Below are 25,046 nucleotides of genomic sequence, written 5' to 3' on the forward strand. Positions count from 1 at the left end.
TGAGTCCGGGCCCTAGGGCGGCGCTCGCGGCCGACGCCCTTGTGGGCGGGTGGTCGAATCGTCGACCATGGGCGGTCAGCGCCCCGCCGTTGCGGAAGGGTCGGTCGGTTTCGTCCCTTGCCTGAAGCGCAAGTCGTGTCGAGATGAGGCCGCCCATGTCCCCGCCGTATCGCAAATGGATATTGGCCGGGCTCGTGGTCGCCGGGCTGTTCGGCGCCTATACGCTGGCGGGGTTCTATCTGGTCCCCAAGCTTGTCCGCTCGCAGGCCCAGGGCTGGGTGCGGACCAATCTCGACAAGTCGCTGGCCATCGGCGAGGTGCGGTTCAATCCGTTCCGCTTCACCCTGGACATCGGCGACCTCGCCTTGCCGGAATCCGGGCGGCCGATGGTGGCGGTCGGCCATCTGCACGTGCGCTTCGCGCCGCTGTGGCTGCTGCGCGGCGTCTATCATTTCGACGAGGTCCGGATCGAGCGCTCCTACGTCCATGCGGTGGTCCGCCCCGACCGGACGCTGAACCTCGCCGAACTGCAGTCGCGCAAGCCGTCGAAGGGGCCGAGCCCGACCGTCCAGATCGCCACCCTGGCCGTCGATCGCGGCAAGGTCGTCTACGCCGACCAGAGCCTGGCGCAGAAGCCGGAAAAGATCCTCGCCCCGATCAGTTTCACCCTGAAGGACTTCCAGACCAACCAGGCCAAGGGCGGCGAGTTCACCTTCAACGCCCGCAGCGAGCGCGGCGAGAGCCTGGCCTGGACGGGCGGCCTATCGATGGCCCCGATCGCCTCGCGCGGCCGCCTGACCGTCGCCGGGCTGCAGAGCGACACGATCCAGAACTTCCTGGGCGCGGACCTGCCGGTCGCGCTGACCGGCGGCCGCGTCGACCTGGGCGCGACCTACGATTTCGCCTACGGCCGCGAGGGCCTGCGCCTGAACCTCGACGTTCCCAAGCTGTCGCTGGCCGGGCTGGCCCTCGACGGCAAGAGGCTGTTCCGCGGCGCGGCCAAGGTCGAGCAGATCGACCTCGACCAGAGCCATGTCGATTTCGCCAGCGAGGGCGGCGCCGTGCGGCGGATGCGGGGAAGCGCCCCGCGACTGACCCTGCGCGGCCTGCGGCTGACGGCCGCCGGGGCGGCGGCGGGCGAGGCGATCGGAACCTCAGCCGTGGAGCTGACGGACGCCAAGTTCGATCTGAACGGCCGCGCGGTGACCCTCGGCGCCCTGACCATCGACAAGGCTGAACTGCCGGTCCGCCGTGAGCGCGACGGGCGGATCAACCTGATGCAGTTGGCGCCGCCGCCGGCTGCCGGTCCGAAGCCAGCACTGAAGCAGGAGGCCGGGCCGCCCTGGAGCGTGCGCTTGGCCAAGTTCTCGCTGACCTCGGCGCGCCTGCGGTTCGACGACCGCGCGACGACCCCGGCGGCGCGGTTCGAGGTCACGCCGATCAACATCTCGGCCAGCAATCTCGGCACGGACCTGACCCAGGCGGTCGATCTGCGCTTCGACGCCCGCATCGACGGCAAGGCCACGGTGCGGGGCGAAGGCGTGGCGACCCCGGCCACCGGCGTCGCCGACCTGAAGGTGGCGGCGGCCGGCCTGCCGCTGCGCGCCGGGCTGCCCTACCTGCCGCCGCATCCGCAACTCGATCTGCAGTCGGGCAGCCTCAGCGCCGCCGGCCAGCTGCATCTCAAGGGGGGCGACGTGTCGGCGGCGCGGTTCCGGGGACAGGCGGCGATCGACGATCTCAACGTCACCGAGACCGTGACCAACAGCTCGCTGGTGGCCTGGCGCGCCTTCAGGCTGACCGGCCTCGACTACCGTTCCGGCAAGGTCGATGTCGCTCGCGGCGACCTGATCGGTCCCCAGGGCAGCGTCGCCGTGCTGCCCACGGGGCGGTTCAACTTCGCGCCGTTGCTCGGCCCCGACGGCGAACAGCCGGTGACGGCCGCCGCGCCGCAGGCCGCGACGCCGATCCTCGACAACGTCCTGCGGCGGGGCAAGGCAGCGGCCAAGGCGTCGCCCCGCCGCGTCGCGTCCGGGCCGTCGGCGGGGCCGGCGATGATGGTGCGCCTGCATCGCCTCGACATCGAAGGCGGCTCGCTGAACTTCGCCGACCGTTCGATCGAGCCCAATTTCCAGGCCCGGATCGACGCGCTGCATGGCACGGTCACCAATATCTCGAACGTCCCCGGCGAAGCGGCGACCCTCGATCTGGCCGGCCAGGTGATCGACCCGTATTCGCCCGTCGCCATCAAGGGCGACATGAACGTTCTGGCCTATGACCGCCACACCGACATGCGGGTGGCGTTCCGCAATATCGAGCTGCCGGTGTTCAACCCCTATTCGGGACGCTACGCCGGCTACGCCATCGCCAAGGGCAAGCTGAGCACCGAGTTCAGCTACAAGATCGAGAACCGGGCGCTGAAGGCGGACCACCACGTGGTCATCGACCAGCTGCAGTGGGGCGAGGCGACCGAGAGCAAGGCCAAGGTGCCGCTGCCGGTCCGGCTGGCCACGGCGCTGCTCAAGAACAAGGACGGGGTCATCGACCTCGATGTTCCGATCACCGGCTCGCTGGACGATCCCAAGTTCCGGGTCTGGCCGATCATCTGGAAGGTGGTCGGCAATCTGGTCGAGCGGGCGATCACCGCGCCGTTCCGCCTGATCGGTTCGCTGGCGGCCGGGGCCGAGAAGGCCCAGTACGTCGACTTCGCGCCGGGCTCGGCGGCGTTGCCGGCGGGGGCGGGCGAGGCGCTGGGCGCGCTGGGCAAGGCCCTGGCGGACCGGCCGGAACTCAAGCTCGACATTCCGGCCGGCGCGGGAACCAAGGACGACGCCACCGCAATGGCGGACGCCCGCATCGACGCGGCGCTGATGGCCAAGGAGATCAAGAAGGGCGGCCCGGGCGATCCGGCCGCCTTGAAGCCCGACGAGCGCTACGACCGCCTGAAGGACCTCTACAAGGCCAAGCTGGGACGGAAGCCGGCCTTCAAGGCGCCGGAAGCGGCCGGCGCGCCGGCGACCGCCGAGGGCGGTCCCGAGCTGAAGGACAAGGATCGCCGCAAGCTGCAGGAGGCCCTGCAGATGCGGTCGGAATTGCGGATCGCCTTCAACCCGTCCTCGGCCGAACTGACTGCGCTGGGGGCGACCCGCGCCGCCGCCATTCGCGACGCCCTGCTCAAGAGCGGGAGCATCGACCCCGCCCGGGTGTTCATGCTGACCGAAACGGCCGCGACGCCCGAGGCCGGGCGGTCGAGGGTCGAGTTGAAGCTGAAATAGTCCGGTTCAGGATGTTATGGCGCACCCGACACGATTCGAACGTGTGACCTTTGCCTTCGGAGGGCAACGCTCTATCCAGCTGAGCTACGGGTGCATGGCCGCGAGGCGGAGGCAGGCCTTCTAGCGGAAAGGCCGCGCCGGCGCAATCAAGGCGCGGCGCCTTTCGTGGGCCAGGGCCGCGCCGGCCTGTCGGCGGGGCGGCGGGCGCGAGGGCCGGTCAGTCGCGGGTCGGGTCCAGGGCGTCGGGATTGTCGTAGGTCAGGGCCAGGAACACGTCCTCCAGGTCGGGGTCCTCGGTGGCCAGGTCCTTGATCGACACGCCGGCGGCGCGCACCGCCTGCAGCACGGCCTCGACGCTGGCGTCGCCGCTCTTGAACGACACCGCCAGGCGCCCGTCGTGGCGCAGCCGACCCTCGAACGGGCCGAGATTGGGCACGACCGCCAGGCTTTCCTGGGGCGTGACCACCACGGTGCGGGTGTCGAGCCGGCGCAGGAGCTGGCCGGTCGGCTCGCACGCCACCACCTCGCCACGGTTGACGATGGCGATGGTGTCGCAGAGCTCCTGGGCCTCTTCCAGATAGTGGGTGGTCAGCACCACGGTCACGCCCTGGTGGTTCAGGCCGACCACATAGTTCCACAGCTGGCGGCGCAGCTCGACGTCGACGCCGGCGGTGGGTTCGTCGAGGATCAGCACCGGCGGGTGGTGGACCATGGCCTTGGCCACCATCAGGCGCCGTTTCATGCCGCCCGACAGCTGGCGCACATAGGCGTCGGCCTTGTCGCCCAGGCCCAGGGCGCCCAGCAGTTCCTGGGTGCGCCGCTCGCCCTTGGGCACGCCATAGAGGCCGGCCTGCACGTCCAGCGATTCGCGCGGGGTGAAGAACACGTCGGCGGCCAGCTCCTGCGGCACCACGCCGATGGCGGCGCGGGCGTCGCGCGGCCGCTGGTCGATGTCGCGGCCCCAGATCCTGACCTCGCCCGAGGTCTTGCGGACCAGGCCGGCCAGGATGTTGATGAAGGTCGACTTGCCGGCGCCGTTGGGGCCCAGCAGGCCGAAGATCGAGCCGCGCGGGATCTGCAGGTCGACGCCCTTCAGCGCCTGCTTGGCCGGCATGGTCTTGGTGGCCGGATAGGTCTTGACGAGGCCCTTGGCTTCGATGGCGAATTCGGGAAGGTCCATGAGGGCTCGATCCGGATGGTCTGCGGCGTCCTGCTGAAGCGCGTCGCGCCGACGGCCGAATTGACGCTGTCCGGCCCGGCGCATAGGTATGCGCGGCGAAACCCCTTGCCAAGACGCGAGCCCCGTTCATGCCGCTCGATCCCGAAGAAACACCCGCCCGCCGCGCGCTGATCACCGACGGTCAGGCCCAGGCCCCGGCCGCCGCCCCCGAAGTGGTGGCGGTGCGCTCGCGCCGCGTGGCCTGCGACGGCGTCGGCGGCGCCCTCGGCCACCCGCGCGTGTGGCTGGAGATGGGCGAGGAAGACTTCGTCGAGTGCCCCTATTGCGACCGCCGCTTCGTGCTGGCGCACGGCGCGGACGGCCACGAGAACGAGGAACTGGCCCCCGGCGTCTACGAAGGCGCCGGCGGGCACTAGGCGCGCCGGCGGGCCGACCCCCCGCCGCTTCGCGGCGCGGGTGGCGGCAGCCTTGCAGGATGCTTGACGCCGCGCGCTGGCGTATCGCCGTTCCCCCACTATCTTGTCGGCATGACCCAAGCCGCAGCCTTCCGCGCTCTCCACGCCGGGCCCGACCCGCTGATCCTCGCCAACGCCTGGGACGCCGGCAGCGCCCGGCTGATCGCCTCGCTGGGGGCGCGGGCGATCGCCACCTCCAGCGCGGCGGTGGCCTGGTCGCACGGCTACGCCGACGGCCACGCCCTGCCGATCGAGGCCCTGGCGGCGACGGTGCGCGAGATCGTGCGGGTGGTCGACGTCCCCGTCACCGCCGACGCCGAGGGCGGCTATGACGACGATCCCCGGGCGGCGGCCGAGAACGTTGGCCGGCTGATCGACGCCGGCGCTGTGGGCGTCAACCTGGAGGACCAGGGCCAGGCGCCCGACCTCCTGTGCGCCAAGATCGAGGCGGTGCGCGCCGTCGCCGACCGCAAGGGCGTGGCCCTGTTCGTCAACGCCCGCACCGACGTCTATCTGCGCCGGCTGGCCCAGGGCGAGGCGGCGGCGGCCGAGAGCGTCGCGCGCGGCCGCCGTTACGCCGAGGCCGGCGCCGACGGCCTGTTCGTTCCCGGGATCGCGGCGCCGGAGGAGATCCGGCGGGTGGTCGAGGGCGTCGCCCTGCCGGTCAACGTCATGGCCCTCGGCGGCCTGCCGGCGGCGGCGGCGCTCAAGGACCTGGGCGTGCGCCGGCTCAGCGCGGCCACCGGCCCGGCGCGGGCGGCCCTGGCGGCGACGCGGGCGGCGGCGGCGGCCTTCCTGGCGGACGGCGATTCCGACGTCCTGGCGGCGGCCGGCGGCGGGCCGTTCGACTACAACGCGCTTTTCACCGCCCGCTGACGGGTGACCGGGACGGGCGGAGAGCCTATCTTCGCGCCATGACCGACGCCCTCGCGCCCGCCGCTTCCGCCGCCCTTGACGACACCCCGCGCGAGACCGCCCAGGACGGGCCGCGCGTTCGGCTCTATCTGGTCGACGGCTCGGGCTACCTGTTCCGCGCCTACCACGCCCTGCCGCCGCTGACGCGCAAGTCGGACGGCCTGCCGGTGGGGGCGGTGCAGGGCTTCTGCAACATGCTGTGGAAGCTGCTGGTCGACATGCGCGCCGACCCCGAGGGGCCGACCCACCTGGCGGTGATCTTCGACCATTCCGAGAAGACGTTCCGCAACGCCCTCTATCCGGCCTACAAGGCCCACCGCCCGCCGCCGCCCGAGGACCTGATCCCGCAGTTCGGCCTGGTGCGCGACGCCACCCGGGCGTTCGGCGTGCCGGCGATCGAACTGGCCGGCTACGAGGCCGACGACCTGATCGCCGCCTACGCCTGCGCCGCCCGCGACGCCGGCGGCGAGGCGGTGATCGTCTCGTCCGACAAGGACCTGATGCAGCTGGTCGGCGACCGGGTGTCGATGCTCGACACCATGAAGAACCTCAAGATCGGCCGCGAGCAGGTGTTCGAGAAGTTCGGCGTCACGCCGGACAAGGTGGTCGACGTCCAGGCCCTGTGCGGCGATTCGGTCGACAACGTGCCGGGCGCGCCGGGCATCGGGATCAAGACCGCCGCCCTGCTGATCAACGAGTACGGCGACCTCGACACGCTGCTGGCGCGGGCGTCCGAGATCAAGCAGGACAAGCGCCGCCAGACCCTGATCGACTTCGCCGACCAGATCCGCCTGTCGCGCGAGCTTGTGCGGCTGGACTGCGAGACGCCGCTGCCCGAGCCGGTCGGGGCCCTGGCCGTCGCCGACCCGGACGGCCCGACCCTGGGCGCCTTCCTCGACCTGATGGAGTTCCGGTCGCTGGCCCGGCGGGTGTCGGGCGGCGTGGCGGCGGCGGCCGAGGCCAAGGCGGCCGGGACGCCCCGACCGCTCAGCGCCCCGACCCTAAAGCCCCGCCCGATGAGCGGCGAGACGGCGGTTCTGGCCCCGACGGCGCCGGCCCAGGTCGACACCGCCGCCTATGTCTGCGTGCGCGACCTGGCCACGCTCGACGCCTGGATCGACAAGGCCCGCGCCGCCGGCGTCGTCGCCTTCGACACCGAGACCGACGCCCTGTCGTCGGCCAACGCCGACCTGTGCGGGGTCTCGCTGGCGACGGCGCCGGGCGAGGCCTGCTACATTCCGGTCGGCCATGCGCCGGAAGAGGGCGGCCTGCTGCTGGAGGCGGTCCAGCCCATCGACCAGATCCCGCTGGAGGCGGCCATCGCCCGGCTGAAGCCGCTGCTCGAGGACCCGGCGGTGCTCAAGGTCGGGCAGAACGCCAAGTACGACATCGCCGTCCTCGGCCGCTATGGGATCGAGGTCGGTCCGATCGACGACACCATGCTGGTCTCCTACGTGCTGGAGGCGGGCCTGCACGGCCACGGCATGGACGAGCTGTCCAGGCTGTGGCTCGACCATGAGCCGATCCCCTTCAAGTCGGTGACCGGAACCGGCAAGGCGCAGAAGAGCTTCAAGCACGTGCCGCTGGAGCCGGCCACGGCCTACGCCGCCGAGGACGCCGACGTCACCCTGCGGCTGCACCGCCACCTGCGCCCGCGCCTGCCGCGCGAGAACCTGCTCACCGTCTACGAGACGCTGGAGCGGCCGATGCCGGCGGTGCTGGCCGACATGGAGCGGGCGGGCGTCAAGGTCGACCCCGAGCGCCTGCGCCGGCTCAGCCACGACTTCTCCCTGCGCATGGCCGAGCTGGAGGCCGAGGCCCAGAAGATCGTCGGCCGGCCGTTCAACCTCGGCAGCCCCAAGCAGATCGGCGACATCCTGTTCGGCGAGCTGGGCCTGCCCGGCGGCAAGAAGACCGCCACCGGGGCCTGGGGCACCGACGCCTCGGTGCTGGAGGAGCTGGCGGCCCAGGGTCACGACCTGCCGCGCGTGCTGCTCGACTGGCGCCAGCTGTCCAAGCTGCGCGGCACCTACACCGAGAACCTGGTGGCGGCGATCTCGCCGCGCACCGGCCGGGTGCACACCTCGTTCGCCCTGGCCTCGACGACCACCGGGCGGCTGTCCTCGTCCGACCCCAACCTGCAGAACATCCCGATCCGCACCGAGGAAGGCCGCAAGATCCGCCAGGCCTTCATCGCCGAGCCGGGCCACGTGCTGATCTCGGCCGACTACAGCCAGATCGAGCTGCGCCTGCTGGCCCACATCGGCGACATCCCCCAGCTCAAGCGGGCCTTCGAGGCCGGCCTCGACATCCACGCCTCGACGGCGTCGGAGATGTTCGGCGTGCCGGTCGAGGGCATGGACCCGATGATCCGGCGGCGGGCCAAGGCGATCAACTTCGGCATCGTCTACGGCATCTCGGCCTTCGGTCTGGCCAACCAGCTGTCTATCGACCAGGGCGAGGCCGCGGCCTACATCAAGACCTATTTCGAACGCTTCCCCGGCATCCGCGACTACATGGACCGCACCAAGGCCCTGGTGCGCGAGCAGGGCTTCGTCACCACCATCTTCGGCCGCAAGGTCAACATCCCCGACATCCGCGCCAAGTCGGTCGGCCAGCGGCAGTTCGCCGAGCGGGCGGCGATCAACGCCCCGATCCAGGGCGCGGCCGCCGACGTCATGCGCCGGGCGATGATCCGCATGCCGGACGCCCTGGTCCAGGCCGGGCTGGCGACGCGCATGCTGCTGCAGGTGCACGACGAACTGGTGTTCGAGGCGCCGCAGGCCGAGGCCGAGGCGGCCGCCGCCGTGATCCGCCGGGTGATGGAGCGGGCGGCCGAGCCGGCCGTGCAGATCTCGGTGCCGCTGGTGGTCGAGGCGCGGGCCGCCGCCAACTGGGACGAAGCCCACTAGGCCGGGGCGGGGGCCGGATCGTCGGCCGCCTCAGGCGGCCAGCCAGACCGTCTGCATCAGGTCGCGGATCGGCTCGACCGCGTCCGGGGTCGCGGCCAGTTCGGCGCGGACCATCGGCGAGCGCATCATCCGCACCGCCTCGACGCGGGCGCGGTCGGCGGCGGGGCCGATCGGCGCGGCCTCGCCGGCCGCCAGCCGCAGCAGCAGGGTCAGCCGGTGCAGCACCGGCGCGCCGGCCTTGACCACGGCGGCGACCAGCTTGGCGTCGGCCTCGACCAGGCCGCCGACCAGGCCGATCTTCTCGCGGATGGGGGCGGCCTCCTCCTCGACGAAGCCGGCGCGCTTGACCGCGATCTGCAGGTCGGCCAGCGCCGCCAGCTTGGCGGCCGGCGAGTCCGGGCCGTAGCGCATCTCCTTCTCGAAGCGCAGGGCGTCGATGACGGCGCTGATCCAGCGGGCCGCCGCGCGCTTGTTGGCGCCGCCGGTGACGTTCTCGGCCAGCCAGAGCAGGGCCTCGACCTCGCCGATGGCCGAGCGGCCGGCGCCCAGATAGGCCTCGACGAAGTCGCCGCGCACCAGCATGCGCGAGCGTTCGATGAAGGCTTCCTGCACCAGCTCCAGCGGCGTCAGCCGGCCGGAGGCCGCGGTCAGGGCCATGGCCAGGGCGCGCAGGACGTGGATCTCGCCCTCGGCGTCGTCGGGGCGCAGGCGGCGCGGACCGTTCAGCTCGCCCAGGACGCGCTTGGCGATGGCCCCGCGCACGCCTTCGAAATGCGGTCCGTCCAGCCAGTTGGCCAGCCGGGCGGCCGGGCCCTCCAGCGGCGGCATCACCCGCGCCACCGCCGGCTCGATGCCGATCAGCAGCTCGACCTCCTCGGCGGCGGCCAGCCGGGTCATGGCCGCCAGCGTCTGGCCCAGGTCCATCTGCGATCCGCCCAGCAGGTCGGCCAGCCCGGCCCGCGAGCCCAGGATCTCGGCCAGGGGCTGCCCGAGCACCTCGAAGGCCAGGGCCCGCGCCGCCGGCGACTGCGGGGCGGCGTCGGCGAGGTCGAGCAGGCGGTTGACCTTCTCGCTCCAGCCGTCGCCGCGCGACAGGGTGGCGGCGACGCCTGCGCCCAGCAGGTAGACCCGGTCGGGCTGCTGGGTCAGGCGTTCGGCGGTCTGGGCGAAGCCGTCGCGGTCGACGTCGGGCAGCTTGCCCTTGCGGGCGTCGCCCAGCACCCGCTCGATGGCCGACTTGATCAGCCGCTGGAAGGTGCGGATCACCTCGTGGACGCCGACGCCGCGCTCCTGGGCCTCGGGGATGGCGATCTTCTGGATGGCGTGCTGCAGCTCCATGCCCGAGGCGTCGAGCCGCTCGATGAGGTCGGGCCGGTGCAGCAGCTCGAACGGCGTGGCCTGCTCGCGGGTCAGCCAGGAATCCAGCAGGCGGCCGATGCGCTCGCGGGCGTGGATGCTGTAGAGGTCCGACGGGGTCACGCACAGGGGCTGCTGGTCGTCGCGCGGCTTCTTGGCCTTGACCTTGTCGACCGCGCCCAGGGTGAGGATGACCAGGCTGCGGAACTCGCGCGTTTCCTCGTCCAGCGTCTCCTTGGACACCCGCACGCCGACGGCGCGGCCCTCGGCCAGCATGTCCTCGGCCTGCTCGACGGCGTGGGCGCGGTTCTCGGTCGCGATCTCCAGCGTCCAGCCGGCGTTGGCCTTGCGCCGCGCGAACACCTCGTAATGCACTTGGGCCTTGTCCATGGCGGACGAGCTTGAGCCATAGGACTTAAGAGCCGGTTGAGGCGCGGGCCCCGCTCCCGCCTCAGTTTCGCCCTCACGGCTTGATCCAAGGGCGCGGCGATGCGTTATGCAGACGGCGGATCGGTTTCCACCGCGCGCGAAAACGCATAGCTATGCCGCTGAGAAGGACCGCGACGGACGAACGATGGCGAATATCACCCTGGTGGATGACGACGAGAACATCGTCGCCTCGGTGTCCCTGGCGCTCGAGAGCCACGGCCATACGGTCAAGGCCTATTACGACGGCGCCTCGGGCTTGGCCGCCCTGGAGAGCGACCCGCCGGACCTGGCGATCCTCGACGTGAAGATGCCGCGCATGGACGGCATGGAGGTGCTGCGCCGCCTCCGCCAGTCGTCGGACCTGCCGGTGATCATCCTCACCTCGAAGGACGAGGAGATCGACGAGATCCTCGGCTTCAACCTCGGCGCCGACGACTACATGCACAAGCCGTTCAGCCAGCGCCTGCTCATCGAGCGGGTCAAGGCGGTGCTGCGCCGCGCCCGCGCCGGCGGCGAGGAGGCGACCCCGGCCGCCGGAGCGGCGGCGGCGGCCAAGGCGATCAAACGCGGCCGGCTGACCCTCGACCCCGCCCGGCACGACTGCCTGTGGGACGGCCGGCCGGTCAAGCTGACGGTCACCGAGTTCCTGCTGCTGCAGTCGCTGGCCCAGCGGCCCGGCTTCGTGAAGAGCCGCGACAACCTGATGGACGCGGCCTACGACGATCAGGTCTATGTCGACGACCGCACCATCGACAGCCACATCAAGCGGATGCGCAAGAAGTTCCGCCAGGTGGACTCCGAGTTCGACGCGATCGAAACCCTTTATGGCGTCGGCTACCGCTACCGCGAAATCTGAGGCCGGGCGCAAGCCGCGGCGCGGCCGGTGGCGGCTGCCGGGCTCGAGGCTCGGCCGGCTGATCATCGCGCTGCAGCTGCTCGGCCTGGCGATCCTGATCGTCGGGGCCCTGGTGCTGAACGAGCTGCGCCGGGGCCTGATCAATTCGCGCATCGACAGCCTGACCACCCAGGGCGAGTTCATCGCCAACGTCATCGACAAGGCCGCCACCCAGGGCGAGCCTGAGCCGATGCTGGAGGCCACCCGGGCCGCCGACACCCTGCAGCTGCTGTTCATTCCGCGCTCGCAGCGGGCGCGGCTGTTCAACGCCAAGGGCGACATGATCGCCGACAGCTACGTCATCGCCGACCGGGTCGAGTGGAAGCCTCTGCCGCCGGTCCGCAAGCCCGGCGAAATGCGCTTCGGCTGGAAGCCCCAGGACGCCGACGCCAAGCCCAAGGTCCTGCCCGAGGCCCGCGCGGCGCTGCAGGCCGAGGTGCGCCGGGCGTTGCAGGGCGAGGCCGTGGCCGGGGTGCGCATCGCCGAGAACGGCGACCGGGTGGTGTCGGTGTCGATCCCGCTGCAGCACGTCCAGGCCGTGCTGGGCGTGCTGACGCTCGAGGCCGGCGACGTCGACGAGATCATCGCCGCCGAGCGCCGGGCGCTGACGCCGTTCATCCTGATCGCCATCGGCGTGACCCTGACCTCGTCCTTCCTGCTGACGCGGGTGGTGGCCCGGCCGGTGCTGCGGCTGGCCCGCGCCGCCGACAGCGTGCGCCTGTCCCAGGCCAGGGCCATCTCGCTGCCCGACCTCGCCGCCCGCGACGACGAGCTGGGCGACCTGACCCGCTCGCTGGAGACCATGACCCATTCGCTGTCCGAGCGGATGGACGCCATCGAACGGTTCGCCGCCGACGTGGCCCACGAGATCAAGAACCCGCTGACCTCGATCCGCTCGGCGGTCGAGACCCTGGACATCGTCAAGGAGCCGGCCCAGCGCGAACGCCTGATCGCCATCCTCAACCAGGACGTCGGCCGGCTCGACCGGCTGGTCACCGACATTTCCAACGCCTCGCGCCTCGACGCCGAGCTGTCGCGCGAGCGGCCGCGCGCCTTCGACCTGGCCAAGCTCCTGGGCGACATCTGCAGCATGTACGACGCGGGGGCCCGGCCGAACGAGCCGCCGATCCGTTTCGTCGAGCCGATGGGCCTGGAGCCGGTGATGGTCATGGGCCGCGAGGGGCCGCTCGGCCAGGTGTTCCGCAACCTGATCGACAACGCCCGCTCGTTCACGCCGCTGTCGACCGGCGCCGACAGGCCCGAGGTGCGCGTGAGCCTCGCCCGCTCGCACGGCCAGGCGGTGGTGGCGGTCGAGGACGACGGGCCGGGCGTGCCGCCCGAGAACCTGGAGACGGTGTTCGAGCGGTTCTACACCTCGCGGCCCAAGGGCGCGGTGTTCGGCGCCAATTCCGGCCTCGGCCTGTCCATCGCCCGGCAGATCGTCGAGGCGCACGATGGCCGCATCCGCGCCGAGAACCGCGCCGACGAGACCGGCGCCGTGGTCGGCGCCCGTTTCCTGGTCAGCCTGCCGGAGCATCGCGGATGATCGTCCACGCCGGATTGTCGGCCCGTCGCATCGGCGGAACCTGGCGGGGGGCGCTGATCCTCGGGCCGTCCGGCGCCGGCAAGAGCGACCTGGCGCTGCGGGCCACGGCCCACGGCCTGCGCCTGGCGGCCGACGACAGGGTGCTGCTGTGGCGCTCCGGCGGGCGGCTGTTCGGCCGGGCCCCCGACGCCCTGGCCGGACTGGTCGAGGCGCGGGGCCTGGGGGTGCTGCCGGCTCCGGCCGTGCGGTTCTGCGAGATCGTCCTGGCGGTGCGCTGCGAGCCGGCCGAACGCCTGCCCGATCCCGAGACCGAAACCGTGCTGGGCATAGAGGTTCCGTTGATCCGCCTGGCCCCGTTGGAGCCGTCGGCCCCGGTCAAGCTCGCGCTGGCCTTTGATCGTCTGGCGGGAATATCCTGATCGGAACCCTCCATGCGTGCATCTTGCGCGCGAGGCCTCCCGGCGAAAGCGCGGACTCATCTTGGAGTCCGCCCTTAACAAGCGTATCAAGCGTGCCGTCCGGCGGCGGCGGCGCCCCGCCCGGGGCGGGGTCGACGGGGGTCGAAGAGAAGCAGGCATGACGTTAGGCGTAGCTGGGGCATGATTGGGCTCGTGATTGTCACGCACGGGCGGCTGGCCGAGGAATTCGTCTTCGCCATGGAGCATGTCGTCGGACCGCAGACCGCCTTGAGGGCGGTGTGCATCGGTCCGGAGGACGACATGGAGCAGCGGCGCCGCGACATCCTGGCGGCCTGCGCCGAGGTCGACGACGGCCAGGGGGTGATCCTCTTGACCGACATGTTCGGCGGCACGCCGTCGAACCTGGCCATCTCGGTGATGGACCAGACCAAGGCCGAGGTGATCGCCGGGCTGAATCTGCCGATGCTGATCAAGCTGGCCAGCGTGCGCCAGCGCGAGAGCCTGCAGGCCTGCGTCGCCCACGCCCAGGAGGCGGGCCGCAAATACATCTCGGTGGCGTCCTACGTCCTGGCGGGGGAAAAGTGAGCGCGCGCCGCGTCGTCAACATCTGCAACGAACGCGGCCTCCACGCCCGGGCTTCCGCCAAGTTCGTCAAGCTGGCCGCCAGCTTCGACGCCGAGGTCAGCGTCACCCGCGACGACCAGACCGTCGACGCCCGTTCGATCATGGGCCTGATGATGCTGGCCGCCGGTCCCGGCTGCGACATCGAGATCGAGGCCGTCGGTCCCGAGGCGTCCGAGGCGGTGGTCGCCCTGGCCGACTTGGTCGAGGCCCGCTTCGACGAGGAACGCTGACCGCTTCTCACGGAGCGGCGAGGGCGGTCTCAGCCTAACGCGCCGCCTCGCCGTCGGCGTCGACGACGCGGACCTCGCCGAGGTTCAGGCCGCGCACCGTCTTCTCGATCCTGGCCCGGTCGCCGACCACGATCCACGCCGTCTCGTCGGGCCTCACCATCGTCCGCGCCGCGCGCGCCACGTCGGCGACGGTCAGGGCCCGGACCGCCTGCGGGTAGCGGTCGTAGTGGTCGGCCGGCAGGCCCAGCAGCACCATCTGGCCCAGCGATCCGCGCACGGCGGCGGCGGTCTCCCAATAGCCGGGCAGGGTGCGGATCAGGTCGTCCTTGGCCTTTTGCAGTTCGTCGGCGGTGGGCGGCGACGCGCCGACCACGTCGGCCAGCTCGCGGCGGACCTCGGCCAGGGATTCGCCGGTCTTGTCGGTCTGCACCGGCGCATAGGCCCCGAAGCCGCGCGGCCCGGCCGAGCCGAGGGTGAAGCTGGAGGCGCCGTAGGACCAGTGCTTGGCCTCGCGCAGGTTCATGTTCAGGCGCGAGACGAAGGCGCCGCCGAAGATGTCGTTGAAGGCCTCGATCGCCGGCTCGTCGGCCTCGTTGCGCGGCGGGGCCGGATTGACCGCCAGGATCACCGACTGCTCGGCGCCGGGCTTGTCGACCAGATAGACCACGCGACGCGACGGCGCGGCCGCCGGGGCGGCCGGGCGGGCCGCCGGCGCCGGCGGCCGCCAGCCGCCGAAGCGGGCCTCCAGCTTGGGCAGCATGGCCTCCAGGGTGGTGTCGCCGACGACCAGGATCGCGGCCTCCTGCGGCTTGACGTGGGCGGCGTAGAAGTCCTCGACGTCCTTGCGCTCCAGGCCGGTCACCGACGCCTCCGTGGCCAGGCGCCCCAGCGGGTGGGACTGGCCGAAGACCACGGCGGGGGCCAGGCGGAAGGCGACGCTCTCCGGGCTTTCCCGCTGCCGCCTCAGGTCGGCCAGGGTCAGGGCCTTGACCCGGTCGAAGTCGTCCTGGCGGAAGGCGGGGCTGAGGGCGACGTCGGCCAGAAGGTCGAGCGAGGGGTCGAGGCGCGCGGTCAGCGCGGCCAGCGACACCGTCGAGCGGAACGCGCCGGCCTCGGCGCTCAGCGCCGCGCCCAGCTCGCTCTGCCGTCGGCTGAGGGCCAGGGCGTCGCGGGCGCCGGCGCTCTCGTCCAGCATGGCGAAGGTCAGGTCGGCGAGCCCGGCCTTGCCGGCGGCGACGTCGCGCCGCCCAGTGTCGAACGACACCGACACCTGCACCGTCGGCGTGGCGTGGCGCTCGACCAGCAGCACGGCCATGCCGTTGGATAGCGTGGCGCGGCGCACCGGGTCGAAGCGCGGCGCGGCGATCTCGGCCGCCGCTGGCGGCTTGGAGCGGTCGGCGCCCGTGGCGGCCGGGGCGTAGTCGGGGAAGGGCGTCACCGTCAGCGAGAAGGCGCCGTCGCTCAGCCAGCGGCGGCCGGCGTCGCGCAGCTGCTCCGGCGTCGCCGTCCGCACCCGCTCCAGGCCCTGCTTGTAGGCGTCGGGCGAGCCGGCGAACACCTGGCTCTGGGCCAGGATGTCGGACTTGCCGCCGAAGCCGCCGATGCGCTCGGCCCCGCGCACGAAGGCGGCCAGCCGCGCCGTCTTGATCTTGGCCGCCTCGGCCGGCGTCGGCCCGTCGCGCAGCAGGCGGGCCATCTCCTCGTCGAGGGCCGCCTCCAGCCGGGCCGGATCGACGCCCGGCTTGCCGGTCAGGGTGACGACGAACTGGCCGCCGATCTCGTTGCCGCTGACGGCCGCGCCGACCTCGGTGGCGATCTGGTCGCGATAGACCAGCCGCTCGTAGAGACGGGCGGTCTTGTCCGAGGACAGCACGTCGCTGAGCAGGTCCAGATAGTCGGTGTCGGCCGCGCCGTAGGCCGAGACGTTCCAGACCTTGTAGAGGCGCGGTTGCGACACCCGGTCCTGCATGACGGCGCGGTGCTCGCCGGTCATCCTGGCCGGCCAGACGGTCTGGCGGGCCAGCGGCGGCCCCGGCGGGATGTCGCCGAAATACTTCTCGACCTTGGCCTTGGCCTCCGCCGCCGTGATGTCGCCGGCCAGGACGACGACGGCGTTGGACGGGCCGTAGTACTTGGCGAACCAGGCCTTGACGTCCTCCAGCGAGGCCGCGTCCAGGTCGGCCATCGAGCCGATCACCGTGTGGCCGTAGGGATGGTCGCGGTGATAGGTGCTTTCGGTGATGATCTCGCCGGCCGCCGCGTAGGGCTGGTTCTCGTCCTGGCGCTTCTCGTTCTGGACGACGCCCCGCTGTTCGTCGAGCTTGGCCTTGTCGATCGCCTCGGCCAGATGGCCCATGCGGTCGCTCTCCAGCCACAGCACCTGGTCGAGGGCGCCGACCGGCACGTTCTCGAAATAGTTGGTGCGGTCTTCGTTGGTGGTGCCGTTCATGTCGGTGGCGCCGAGCTTCTCCAGCGCCTTGAACCAGTCGTCGTTGACGTGCGCCGAGCCGTTGAACATCAGGTGTTCGAACAGGTGGGCGAAGCCGGTCTTGCCCGGCGGCTCGTTGCGCGAGCCGACGTGGTACCAGATGTTGACCGCGACGATCGGGGCCTTGTGGTCCTCGTGCACGATCAGGGTCAGGCCGTTGCCGAGCACGAACCTGGAATAGGGGATGTCGAGCGCCGGCAGGGCCGCCGGCGTCGGCTCGGACGCCCGCGGCGCGGCCGGCGCGGGGCCGGCGACGGAACAGGCGAGCACGGCGGCGACCGCCGCCGACGACAACAGACGCTTCATGAGAGATCCCCTCGACGCAACCGGACGGTGCAGGACAGCACGTCCGGCGCGCGCGGGGAACTTGCGAAATGCCGGGCTATTCGGCGGCGATGACCGCCGGGGCCGGCGTCGGGGCGGCGACGCCCATCGGCCGCAGCCCGAGCTCGCGCAGCAGGGCCGCGTCGTCGTCCCGGTCGGGATTGGGCGTGGTCAGGAGCTTGCCGCCGACGAAGATCGAATTGGCGCCGGCCATGAAGCACAGGGCCTGCAGTTCGCGGCTCATGTGCTCGCGCCCGGCCGACAGCCGCACCACCGCCTTGGGGCAGACCAGGCGGGCGACGGCGATCATGCGCACGAACTCCAGCCCGTCCACCGGCGCCGAGCCGCCGAGCGGCGTGCCGGGGATCGGCATCAGGTCGTTGATCGGCAGGCTGTCGGGGTGGGCGGGCAGGGTGGCCAGCTGCTGAAGCAGGCCGGCGCGGTCGCGCCGGGTCTCGCCCATGCCGACGATGCCGCCGCAGCAGGTGGAGAGACCGGCCTCGCGCACCAATTCCAGGGTGTCGAGCCGGTCCTGATAGGTGCGGGTGGTGACCACCTTGTCGTAATAGTCGGGACCGGTGTCGAGGTTGTGATTGTAGTAGTCGAGCCCGGCGGCCTTGAGCGCCTTGGCCTGTTCGCCGTTGAGCATGCCCAGGGTGACGCAGGTCTCCAGCCCCAGGGCCTTCACGCCCGTGATCATCGCCGCCACCTTGGGCAGGTCGCGGTCCTTGAGGTCGCGCCAGGCCGCGCCCATGCAGAAGCGCTGGGCCCCGCCGGCCTTGGCCTCGGCCGCCTTGGCGATCACCGCCTCGGCGTCCATCAGCTTGGAGGCGCCGACGCCGGTCTTGAAGTGTTGCGACTGGCTGCAATAGCCGCAGTTCTCCGCGCAGCCGCCGGTCTTGACCGACAGCAGTTGCGAGATCTGCACCTCGGACGGGTCGAACCAGCGGCGGTGCACGCTGGCGGCCTGGAACACCAGTTCGGCGAAGGGCAGCTCGAACAGGGCCTCGACCTCGGCCAGCGTCCAGTCGTGACGCGGGGTGGAACGGTCCTGAACGGCGGCGGCGGCGGTTTCGCGAACGGTCATCGGCGCGGATCTCCTGCTTGCGGTGCGCGGCGTAGCAACTGGAAGCGCCCGCGCCAAGCCGGCTTCGCGCTTCGGCGGCGTTCGCTTGGCCGATCGGCCGGTCTGCGGCATGGTCTGACGAGCTCTTGTTCTGGACCGTGACGAATGACCGACGCCGCGGCGCGTGAGACCGAATTGAAGTTCTTGGTCGATCCCGGGGCGGCCGGGGCGCTGTTCGACGCCCTGCCGCCGGGGACGGACAAGGCGGCGCGCACGCTGGTCTCCACCTATTTCGACACCGACGACCAGGCGCTGCGCCGGGCGGGGTTCAGCCTGCGCCTGCGCGAGGGAGTGCAGACGGTCAAGTCGCTGGCGCCGCTGGAGGGCGTGTTCGGCCGCGGCGAATGGGAGGCCCCGGCGGCCGGCGACGCGCCCGATCCCGATTTCGTCGCCGGCACGCCGGCGGGCGCGTTTCTGGGGGAGGCGGCGCCGTCGCCGCGGTTCCGCATCCAGGTCTCGCGCCGCGTCCGCCTCGTCGAGCGCGGCGGCGCGTCGATCGAGGCCGCCCTGGACCAGGGCGCGGTCGAGGCCGGCGCGCACGGCGGCGGACTGTGCGAGCTGGAGCTCGAGCTCAGGTCGGGTCCGACGGCGGCCCTGTTCGACCTGGCCCGCGACCTGGCCCGAATCGCGCCCATGACCCTGGCCTTCGCCAGCAAGGCCGACCGGGGCTTCGCCCTGCTCGACGGCCTGGCCCCCGCCCCCCGCGCGCCCGCGCCGGCGCCGGTCCTGACCGAGGCGATGTCGGCCGGCGCGGCGTTCCAGGCCGTCGGCCGGGCCGGCCTCGCCGCCCTGGCCGCCAACGCCGAGAGCCTGCGCGTCCGGCCTGGCCCGGAAGGCGTGCACCAGGCGCGGGTCGCCGCCCGCCGCCTGCGCAGCGCCCTGTCCCTGTTCAGGCCGGTCGCCGGCGACGCCGGCCGGGCGGCGGTGGCGGACGAGCTGAAATGGCTGGCGCGCGAACTGGACGCCGCGCGCAATCTGGATGTCTTCATCGGCGAGGTCTGGGCGCCGCAGGCGCGCCGCGGCGTCGCAGCGCCGGAAGACCGCGCCGGCCTGGCGGCCTTCGGCCGGGCGTTGCTGGCCGCCCAGACCCGCGCCTATGTCCAGGTGGCCGAGGCCGTTTCTTCCGCCCGTTTCCGCGCCCTGCTTCTGGAGGCGGCCGCCTGGCTGGAGGTCGGGCCCTGGACCGCCGCCGCCGCGCCGTCGGCGGCGGAGCGCGACGCGCCGGCCGCCGTCTTCGCCGCCCAGGCGCTGACGCGTCGGCGCGACGCCGTGGTCCGGCGCGGCCGCGATCTGGCCGGGCTCGACGCCGAGGCTCGCCACCGCCTGCGCATCGCCGCCAAGAAGCTGCGCTACGCCGCCGAGGACTTCGCCGGCCTGTTTCCAAGCCATCCCAAACGCCGCCGCCGCTTCGTCGCCGCCGTGAAGGCGGTGCAGGACGCCCTGGGCGCGGCCAACGACCTCGCCTTCTCCGCCGGCCTGGCCCAGGGCGTCGCGCTGGAGGGCGGCGAAGTCGAGGCCGCCTTCGCCGCCGGCCGTCTGGCGGGGGCGAAGGCCGGGGACGAACCTCGCCTGCTGGCCGCGGCCCAGGCCGCGTGCGACGCGTTGGCCAAGGCCGAACCGTTCTGGTAGCGGCGCCGGGCGGCGGCTGAGTCTTATATAAGGATATCTTTATATCCCGGTTGCCCGCGGGCGGCGCGGCGGCTATAGGTCGGGCAAGATATTCCACCGACAGGAGCCGCTCGTGGCCGACTACATCGTCAAGGACATCACGCTCGCCGATTGGGGCCGCAAGGAGATCGCCATCGCCGAGACCGAGATGCCCGGCCTGATGGCCGTGCGCGCGGAGTACGGCGCGGCCCAGCCGCTGAAGGGCGCGCGCATCGCCGGCTCGCTGCACATGACCATCCAGACCGCGGTGCTGATCGAGACCCTGCAGGCCCTGGGCGCGGACGTGCGCTGGGCCTCTTGCAACATCTTCTCGACCCAGGACCACGCCGCGGCCGCCATCGCGGCCAAGGGCACGCCGGTGTTCGCCTTCAAGGGCGAGAACCTGATCGAGTATTGGGAATACGCCCACAAGATCTTCGAGTGGGGCGACGGCGGCTATCCGAACCTGATCCTCGACGACGGCGGCGACGCCACCCTGCTGTGCGTGCTCGGCCCCAAGGCCGAGAAGGACCCCTCGGTGATCGCCAACCCCACGAACGAGGAAGAAGAAGCCCTGTTCGCGGTGATGAAGAAGTACCTGGCCGAGAAGCCGGGCTTCTATTCGGCCATCCGCGACGCGGTCACCGGCGTGTCGGAAGAGACCACCACGGGCGTGCACCGCCTCTATCAGATGGCCCAGCGCGGCGAGCTGCCGTTCCCGGCCATCAACGTCAACGACAGCGTCACCAAGTCGAAGTTCGACAACCTGTACGGCTGCCGTGAAAGCCTGGTCGACGCCATCCGTCGCGGCACCGACGTGATGCTGGCCGGCAAGGTGGCGGTGGTCTGCGGCTACGGCGACGTCGGCAAGGGCTCGGCCGCCAGCCTGCGCCAGGGCGGCGCCCGCGTCATCGTCACCGAGATCGACCCGATCTGCGCCCTGCAGGCGGCGATGGAAGGCTACGAGGTCCAGACCCTGGACGACGTCGCCGGCTCGGGCGACATCTACGTCACGGCGACCGGCAACAAGGACGTCATCACCGTCGACCACATGCGGCGGATGAAGAACAACGCCATCGTCTGCAACATCGGCCACTTCGACTCGGAAATTCAGGTCGCCGGCCTGAAGAACTTCAAGTGGGACGAGATCAAGCCGCAGGTCCACCACGTCGAGTTCCCGGACGGCAAGAAGATCATCCTCTTGTCGGAAGGCCGCCTGGTGAACCTGGGCAACGCCACCGGCCACCCCAGCTTCGTGATGTCGGCCAGCTTCACCAACCAGACCCTGGCCCAGATCGAGCTGTGGACCAACCGTTCGGCCTACAAGAACGAGGTCTACACCCTGCCCAAGCACCTCGACGAGAAGGTCGCCTTCCTGCACCTGGCCAAGCTGGGCGCCAAGCTGACCCAGCTCAACAAGGACCAGGCCGACTATATCGGCGTGCCGCAGGCCGGCCCGTTCAAGCCGGACCACTATCGCTACTAAGGTCTGTCCGGCGTCATCCCGGATCGGCCTTCAGGTCGTCCGGGGTGGCGGTGCGCCAGGGCGAAATCTCCCTTGGCGCGAATCCGGGGGCGGGTGCATGCTGATCCCATGCCGCTCGCCCTGGTTCTCTCCAGCCATGTCGCGTCGAGCCGCGTCGGCGGGTTCGCCCAGGCGCTGGCCCTCAGCCAATTCAAGATCGATCCGGTCTTCGTCCCCACGGTGCTGTTCGGCCGCCATCCCGGCTGGGGACCGCCCGGCGGCGCGGCCGTCGCGGCCGACACCTTCCAGGGCGTCCTCGACGGCGTCGAGGACAACGGCCACTTTTCGCGTCTCGACCTGGTGATCACCGGCTATTTCGCCGACGCCGACCAGATCGGGCTCGCCGCCGCCGCCATCGACGCCGCGCGCGAGGCCGAGCGCGATCCCAACGCCGCCACGCCCGCGCTGCGCGTCGTCGTCGATCCGGTGATCGGCGACGCCGATTCCGGCCTCTATGTGAAGCCCGAGGTGGCCGAGGCCGTCGCCGCCGAGCTGATCCCGCGCGCCGACCTGGTGGCGCCCAACGCCTGGGAGCTGGCCTGGCTCAGCCGCGAGCCGGTCGAGGACGCCGCCTCCGCCGTCGAGGCGGCGCGCCGCCTGGGCAAGCCGGTGCTGGTCTCGTCGATACCGCGCCGCGACGACATCGGCGTGGTCTACGCCGGCGGCGGCGAGGCCTGGATGGCCGTCCACCCGCGCCTCGCCTCGGTTCCCAAGGGCACGGGCGACCTGCTCACCGCCCTGTTCGCCGCCGCCCTGGTCGAGGACCAGCCGCCGGCCCACGCCCTGGCCCGCGCCGTCGGCGGCCTGGTCGAGACGCTGGTCGCCGCCGAGGCCTGGAGCGCGCCGGAACTGCCGATCGTCGGCGTGGGAAGCCGGCTGAAGCTGGCCTCGGCCCTGGTCAAGGTCGAGCGCCTGGGCTGATCCCGCCGCCTCAGCCGTCCTGTTTGTCGAGCCAGCGCCGCAGCAGCCGCTGCGCCGCCTCGCGCCCGCCGAGCCCGAAGGCCAGGGCCGCCGCCACCGCCGCCGATCCCAGGATCAGGCCGAAGGCCAGGATGACGATCTCGTCGGCCAGCCCCATGAACCTCAGGCCCATGGCCGCGGCCAGGGCGATGGTCGCCCAGCGCACCAGGGTGGCGGCGAAGCGGTCGCCGCCGCCGACCGAGCGGCCGATGATCCGGGCCAGCAGGTCGCCGAGCAGCACGCCGGCGGTGACGATCACCCCGCCGAACACCACCCGCGAGCCGAGCTTGAGCACCTCCTCCAGCATCTGGGCGGCGGCGGCGAACTGCAGCAGCCGCGCCGCCTCGACGGCCGAGAACAGGATGATGGCCACCAGGGCCAGGTTGGCGACGATCTTGGACGGCGCCAGGCCGGCCGGGGCGGGCGCCCCGGCTTCGGTCTTGGCGTCGGCTTCGGGGCTCGACGTCTCGCGCAGGCCCAGGGCCTGGATGCTGCGGTCGAAGCCGAGCGAGGGCAGGATCTGCTCGATCAGCCCGGCCACCCAGCGGCCGATCAGATAGGCGAGGGCCAGGAGGATGGCGGCGGCGATCAGGCGCGGCAGGGCGTCGAGCACGGTGCTCAGCACCGCCACCGCCGGCTCGGAGATGGCCTTGACGCCGAGCTGTTCGAGGGCGGCCACGGCGACCGGGATGATGATCAGCACGAAGACCAGCACCCCAAGGGTCTTGGACAGGCCGCCGGCGCCGGTCAGCTTGCCGATCCCGCTCTTCTCCAGCCACCGGTCGACCTGGGCGACGCTCAGGGCCGATTCGACGAAACGCTGGGCGATGCCGGCCAGCAGCAGGCCGACGAAGAAGATAACCCCGGCCCCGATCAGGCGCGGGATGAACGACGTCACCCCGACCACCAGGGCGTTGAGCGGGGCGACCACGCCCTGCAGCCCGAGGACGCCGAGGGCGGCGATCAGGCCGACCAGCAGCACCAGCCAGTAGCCGAGCTGGCCGAGCTGGCCGCCGACCGTCTCGCGTGGCGCGGCGGCGGCGTTCTGTCGGGCGATCACCGGGATGCGGTTGATGCCGCTGGCCAGGGCCCATTTCAGGGCCCGGCCCGCCAGATAGGCGACGAGGAGGATGACGAGGGCGGCCAGGACGCGGGGCGCCCACAGAACCGCCATTTGGCCGTAGACGCTGAACTCCGACGTGGACATGGCGCAGATCCCTCAGCCCGTTTCGGATTGGTTACGAACGGTTAAAACGCCGGATGGTTGCGGCCCGATCCGGTTCGCGGACGTTGCGGCGGCGCGCGGCCGCTGACATCGTGCGCCGGCGGCCGATGGAGGCGCCCGATGACGATCGAAAACGAGGACCAGCTCGACAAGCTGCGGACCGTCGGCAGGGTGGTCGCCCGCACCCTGGCGGCCATGGGCGAGGCGCTGGAGCCCGGCATGACCACCAAGGAGCTGGACGACCTCGGCCGCGCCCTCCTGGAAAAGGAAGGCGCGCGCTCCGCGCCCGAGCTCACCTACGGTTTTCCCGGGGCGACCTGCATCTCGGTGGGCCCCGACTGCGCGCACGGCGTCCCGGACGGCAAGGCGGTGAAGGCGGGCGACCTGATCAATATCGACGTCTCGGCCGAGCTGGACGGCTATTTCGGCGACACCGGCGCGAGCTTCGCCGTTCCGCCGGCCCGGCCTCGCATCGAACGGCTCTGTCGCGACGGCCGGCGGGCGATGTGGGCCGGGATCAGGGCGGTGAAGCCCGGCGGCCGGTTGAACGAGGTCGGCCGCTCCGTCGAAGGCTTCGCCCGAAGGAACGGCTACAGCCTGGTGCGCAATCTGGCGAGCCACGGGGTCGGGCGGTCGTTGCACGACGAGCCTTCCGAAATCCCGACCTGGTACGAGCCGCGGGACAGGCGCACGATCGGCGAGGGCCTGGTCTTCACCATCGAGCCCTTCCTGTCGCTCGGCGCGGACTGGGTGGAGGAACAGCACGACGGCTGGTCGCTCCGCCCGCCCCGCCATCAGCCCACGGTGCAGTACGAGCACACCCTCGTCGCCACCCGCCGGGGGCCGCTGATCCTCACTCTGGCCTGATCGGCGGCTCGGCCAAGTCCATAGCGCGCGACGCGCCGTCCCCGACGGCTCGTCCAACGCCACCGCCGGATGGCTGGAAGGCGGTCCGGAGCGGCGAGGCTATTCCTCCAGCGCCCTGATCATCTCCACCCGCGCCGCATGCCGGCCGCCCTCGAACTCGGCGGTCAGGAAGGCGTCGACGATGTCGAGCGCCAGCCCCTCGCCCACCACGCGCGCGCCGATCGACAGCATGTTGGCGTCGTTGTGCCGGCGGATCATGCGGGCCGAGAACGTGTCGGCGCAGACGCCGCAGCGGACGCCCCTGACCTTGTTCGCCGCCATCATGACGCCCTGGCCGGTGCCGCATAGGACGACGCCGAACCGGCAATCGCCGGAGGCGACGAGCCGCGCCGCCGCTTCGCCATGCTTGGGATAGTCGGTGCTCTCCGGCGTCGTCGGCCCGATGTCGACCACCGCCCAGCCTCGCATGGCGATATGGGCGGCGACGACCTGCCGGAGCTGTATGGCGGCGTGGTCGCTGGAGAGGACGATGCGGTTGTCGGCTGTCATGGCGAAGTCGTCCCGTCGGCTCCGTCGGCGATGCGGCTGGCCGCCCCCGACGTCCGGGGCTTGGTCGGAGCCCCTCCGCGCGGGACGATAGCAGCGCGG

At 71.8% G+C, this 25,046-nt stretch carries 19 protein-coding genes and 1 tRNA gene; 13 read left to right on the forward strand and 7 right to left on the reverse strand.

Annotation, left to right across the window (positions count from 1 at the left end; all coding sequences use genetic code 11):
• Positions 1-155: 155 nt before the first annotated feature.
• The gene (locus C5708_RS06870) at positions 156-3,275 is read left to right on the forward strand and encodes a DUF748 domain-containing protein (protein ID WP_242919242.1); all 3,120 of its coding nucleotides are present in this window, start codon (positions 156-158) and stop codon (positions 3,273-3,275) included.
• Between the two features lie 17 nt (positions 3,276-3,292).
• Here C5708_RS06870 and C5708_RS06875 read toward each other — a convergent pair.
• Both C5708_RS06875 and C5708_RS06880 read right to left on the reverse strand, forming a co-directional pair.
• A tRNA-Arg gene (locus tag C5708_RS06875) sits at positions 3,293-3,369 on the reverse strand.
• Positions 3,370-3,492: 123 nt separating this feature from the next.
• Positions 3,493-4,455: an ABC transporter ATP-binding protein gene (locus C5708_RS06880; protein ID WP_242919244.1), complete on the reverse strand. Its 963-nt coding sequence runs from the start codon at positions 4,453-4,455 to the stop codon at positions 3,493-3,495.
• Between the two features lie 128 nt (positions 4,456-4,583).
• On the opposite strand from C5708_RS06880, the gene C5708_RS06885 reads away from it, so the two are divergent.
• The 3 genes from C5708_RS06885 (at position 4,584) to polA (ending at position 8,737) form a co-directional block, all read left to right on the forward strand.
• Positions 4,584-4,871, forward strand: coding sequence for a zinc-finger domain-containing protein (locus C5708_RS06885; protein ID WP_242919246.1), 288 nt, complete (start codon positions 4,584-4,586; stop codon positions 4,869-4,871).
• A gap of 111 nt (positions 4,872-4,982) precedes the next feature.
• Entirely contained in the window at positions 4,983-5,786 is an 804-nt protein-coding gene (locus tag C5708_RS06890; RefSeq protein ID WP_242919247.1) for an isocitrate lyase/phosphoenolpyruvate mutase family protein, read from the forward strand.
• A 38-nt stretch (positions 5,787-5,824) separates the two neighbouring features.
• Positions 5,825-8,737: a DNA polymerase I gene (gene polA / locus C5708_RS06895; RefSeq protein WP_242919249.1), complete on the forward strand. Its 2,913-nt coding sequence runs from the start codon at positions 5,825-5,827 to the stop codon at positions 8,735-8,737.
• A gap of 30 nt (positions 8,738-8,767) precedes the next feature.
• Here the strand turns inward: polA and C5708_RS06900 are convergent, their stop codons facing one another.
• A complete protein-coding gene (locus C5708_RS06900) occupies positions 8,768-10,483 on the reverse strand; it encodes a hypothetical protein (RefSeq protein ID WP_242919251.1) in 1,716 nt (571 codons plus the stop codon).
• A gap of 184 nt (positions 10,484-10,667) precedes the next feature.
• Here C5708_RS06900 and C5708_RS06905 point away from each other — a divergent pair, with 184 nt between their 5' ends.
• The 5 genes from C5708_RS06905 (at position 10,668) to C5708_RS06925 (ending at position 14,236) form a co-directional block, all read left to right on the forward strand.
• The gene (locus C5708_RS06905; RefSeq protein WP_242919253.1) at positions 10,668-11,378 is read left to right on the forward strand and encodes a response regulator transcription factor; all 711 of its coding nucleotides are present in this window, start codon (positions 10,668-10,670) and stop codon (positions 11,376-11,378) included.
• The gene (locus C5708_RS06910) at positions 11,347-12,963 is read left to right on the forward strand and encodes a stimulus-sensing domain-containing protein (RefSeq protein ID WP_242919255.1); all 1,617 of its coding nucleotides are present in this window, start codon (positions 11,347-11,349) and stop codon (positions 12,961-12,963) included. The genes C5708_RS06905 and C5708_RS06910 overlap by 32 nt, the downstream gene beginning before the upstream one ends.
• Positions 12,960-13,382, forward strand: coding sequence for an HPr kinase/phosphorylase (locus C5708_RS06915; protein WP_242919257.1), 423 nt, complete (start codon positions 12,960-12,962; stop codon positions 13,380-13,382). Before C5708_RS06910 ends, C5708_RS06915 begins: the two co-directional genes overlap by 4 nt.
• 180 nt (positions 13,383-13,562) lie before the next feature.
• Positions 13,563-13,967 (forward strand): PTS sugar transporter subunit IIA, encoded by a 405-nt coding sequence (locus C5708_RS06920; protein ID WP_242919259.1) that lies wholly within the window; start codon positions 13,563-13,565, stop codon positions 13,965-13,967.
• A complete protein-coding gene (locus C5708_RS06925; protein ID WP_242919261.1) occupies positions 13,964-14,236 on the forward strand; it encodes an HPr family phosphocarrier protein in 273 nt (90 codons plus the stop codon). Before C5708_RS06920 ends, C5708_RS06925 begins: the two co-directional genes overlap by 4 nt.
• 34 nt (positions 14,237-14,270) lie before the next feature.
• Here the strand turns inward: C5708_RS06925 and C5708_RS06930 are convergent, their stop codons facing one another.
• Complete coding sequence (locus C5708_RS06930; RefSeq protein WP_242919263.1) at positions 14,271-17,030, reverse strand: pitrilysin family protein; 2,760 nt, start codon at positions 17,028-17,030, stop codon at positions 14,271-14,273.
• A gap of 76 nt (positions 17,031-17,106) precedes the next feature.
• Positions 17,107-18,135 carry a biotin synthase BioB gene (gene bioB / locus C5708_RS06935; protein ID WP_242919265.1) on the reverse strand — a complete coding sequence of 343 codons (1,029 nt, stop codon included), beginning with the start codon at positions 18,133-18,135 and terminating at the stop codon, positions 17,107-17,109.
• 144 nt (positions 18,136-18,279) lie between these two features.
• On the opposite strand from bioB, the gene C5708_RS06940 reads away from it, so the two are divergent.
• From C5708_RS06940 to C5708_RS06950, 3 genes are all read left to right on the forward strand, one after another.
• Positions 18,280-19,803 carry a CYTH and CHAD domain-containing protein gene (locus C5708_RS06940; protein ID WP_242919267.1) on the forward strand — a complete coding sequence of 508 codons (1,524 nt, stop codon included), beginning with the start codon at positions 18,280-18,282 and terminating at the stop codon, positions 19,801-19,803.
• Between the two features lie 112 nt (positions 19,804-19,915).
• Complete coding sequence (gene ahcY / locus C5708_RS06945; RefSeq protein ID WP_242919269.1) at positions 19,916-21,307, forward strand: adenosylhomocysteinase; 1,392 nt, start codon at positions 19,916-19,918, stop codon at positions 21,305-21,307.
• Between the two features lie 108 nt (positions 21,308-21,415).
• Positions 21,416-22,267: a PfkB family carbohydrate kinase gene (locus C5708_RS06950; RefSeq protein ID WP_242919271.1), complete on the forward strand. Its 852-nt coding sequence runs from the start codon at positions 21,416-21,418 to the stop codon at positions 22,265-22,267.
• A 10-nt stretch (positions 22,268-22,277) separates the two neighbouring features.
• Here C5708_RS06950 and C5708_RS06955 read toward each other — a convergent pair whose 3' ends face one another.
• Positions 22,278-23,513: a mechanosensitive ion channel gene (locus tag C5708_RS06955; protein ID WP_242919273.1), complete on the reverse strand. Its 1,236-nt coding sequence runs from the start codon at positions 23,511-23,513 to the stop codon at positions 22,278-22,280.
• 138 nt (positions 23,514-23,651) lie between these two features.
• On the opposite strand from C5708_RS06955, the gene map reads away from it, so the two are divergent.
• Complete coding sequence (map, locus tag C5708_RS06960; protein WP_242919276.1) at positions 23,652-24,398, forward strand: type I methionyl aminopeptidase; 747 nt, start codon at positions 23,652-23,654, stop codon at positions 24,396-24,398.
• 99 nt (positions 24,399-24,497) lie between these two features.
• On the opposite strand, the gene rpiB is transcribed toward map, so the two are convergent.
• A complete protein-coding gene (gene rpiB, locus C5708_RS06965) occupies positions 24,498-24,947 on the reverse strand; it encodes a ribose 5-phosphate isomerase B (RefSeq protein ID WP_242919278.1) in 450 nt (149 codons plus the stop codon).
• Positions 24,948-25,046: the final 99 nt, after the last annotated feature.

It is taken from the genome of Caulobacter sp. CCUG 60055 (assembly GCF_022750545.1).
Taxonomy (GTDB): Bacteria; Pseudomonadota; Alphaproteobacteria; order Caulobacterales; family Caulobacteraceae; genus PUIC01.